Annotated in this window: 2 protein-coding genes and 1 pseudogene; 2 read left to right on the top strand and 1 reads right to left on the bottom strand. The window is 63.0% G+C overall.

Features of this window, described 5'->3' with window-relative positions; genetic code table 11:
* Positions 1 to 135: 135 nt before the first annotated feature.
* Positions 136 to 411: pseudogene (locus J4H91_RS15330) on the bottom strand (ISL3 family transposase); the annotation flags it as partial.
* A 412-nt stretch (positions 412 to 823) separates the two neighbouring features.
* On the opposite strand from J4H91_RS15330, the gene J4H91_RS15325 reads away from it, so the two are divergent.
* Both J4H91_RS15325 and J4H91_RS15320 read left to right on the top strand, forming a co-directional pair.
* A complete protein-coding gene (locus J4H91_RS15325) occupies positions 824 to 1,567 on the top strand; it encodes an ATP-binding protein (RefSeq protein WP_460648307.1) in 744 nt (247 codons plus the stop codon).
* Positions 1,568 to 1,622: 55 nt separating this feature from the next.
* On the top strand, positions 1,623 to 1,814 hold a 192-nt coding region (locus tag J4H91_RS15320), incomplete at its 3' end, for a hypothetical protein (RefSeq protein ID WP_208047114.1).

Here is a 1,814-nt window from a genome sequence, read left to right as displayed (position 1 = left end):
CGTATCACCGCCGGCGTCGTCAGGCCCGCCTGGGCCGTTTGACGCCCATCGAGTTCGAGACCATCATGAACGAAGACCTGGCCCTCGCGGCCTAACTGGAACTGTCACCTGTTCCTACATCAGACCCTGCTGCGGGTCAGCGAACACTCGATCGAGCCTCACCTGCTGTCTCGGAGTGAGGAAGGCTTTGCCGGTGCGTAGTACCCGACGGATCGCATACAACGGATCCCCCTTCCGGCCCCGATGTCCGAGGGTTTCTTGCTGTACCCGCTGCCTCGTGCGGTCCAGGGCGTCGCCGGCGAGTTGGACGACATGGAAGGGATCCATCACCTCGACCGCGTCGGGCAGATGTTCCTTGGATGCAGTCTTGAACCCGGTGAACCCGTCCATCGCGACGATCTCGATCCCGTCACACACCTGTTTCTACCTCCCGCGATAGTGACCTGCCCGACGGGCCAAGATACCAAGAATGGGACGAGGAGCGGATGCACGCCTGGGCGGCGAGAATCGGGGCGCATACGGAGGAAGTGATCGATCGGATCTTCGCGTCCGTCCCCGTCGCCGAGCAGGGGTTGAGTCCGGCGCTGGCGGTACTGCGCCTCACGCGCCGCTATTCGAACGCGCGCGTCGAGAACGCGTGCGAACAGCGAACTCGCGCTCGCCGGCCGGGTGCACTCGCCCCGGTATGCGCACCTACGGCCAATCCTCGAGTCCCGGCAAGACGAGCTCGGGAAACGGCACCCCAGGTTCGAAGCTGTCGCCGGTGACGCGCCGGCCCCTACCGGGTATGTGCATGGCGCGGCCTACTAGGGCGGTGAGACCAGTGACGATGATCGATACCGACACCAAACACAAACTCCGCGAAATGGGCGTCGGGGCGCTCGTCGACTCGTTCGAGCAGCAAGACGGCGCCCTCACGATCGGGATGCCCTTCGAGGAACGACTGAAGATCGCCGTCGATGACGCACACGCCTCCTACACCGGACAGAAAATCACCGGCCTGATCCGGCGGGCAGGACTGCGCTACCCCGACGCGGAACTGCGCCGGCTGGACCTCATCGAGGAACGCGGCATCGACCGTGGTGTGATCGCGAACCTTGCCACCTGCGCTTTCATCACCAGGTGTGAGAACGTCGTGTTCCAAGGATTCACCGGGTCGGGGAAAACCTACCTCGGATCGGCGCTCGCGAAAGCCGCCTGCCAGCACCGTTTCCGGGCGCTCTACATTCGCATGCCCGACCTCGAAGAAGCGTGGCTTGCAGCGTTTGACAAGCTCGGCGGGAAAGAGATGTTCCTCCGCAAATACGCCGCCTACCATCTGCTCGTTATCGATGAGTGGCTCCTCGATGAACCCGGCGACGCGTTACGCGGGATGCTCCTCGAACTTCTCGAACGCCGATACGACGCCGTCTCAACCGTGTTCTGCACCCAGTACACGAAGAAAGACTGGCATCAGCGTCTTTGCGGCGATGTCCGCGCCGACGCGATCATGGACCGCATCGTGCACCGCACGATCTGGGTAGAAACCGGCGACGCGAACATCCGCGAACAAGCGACACGCCAGTAGCACTGAGCGCGGGTGAGTACCACACGCCGGCAATGCTCACCCGCGCCATCCGGCAGTGCTCATCGCGCAAGAGTCGGCGGTGCTCAACCGCAATAACACCAGTGCTCAAACCTTCAAATACGGGTCTGTCAGATTAACGGTGGATCTGGCCTGGCACATTTCAGTTGATTCGGCCTTCGAAGGTGATCGCGAAGGCGTTGAGTGCGGGCTTCCACCTGGTCACCCAGCGTGCCCGACCCCGGCCGGT

The sequence above is a fragment of the Leucobacter ruminantium genome (assembly GCF_017565705.1).
Taxonomy (GTDB): Bacteria; Actinomycetota; Actinomycetes; order Actinomycetales; family Microbacteriaceae; genus Leucobacter; species Leucobacter ruminantium.
Note: the sequence above shows the minus strand (reverse complement) of the source record. Positions and strands in the feature narration are given on the sequence as shown.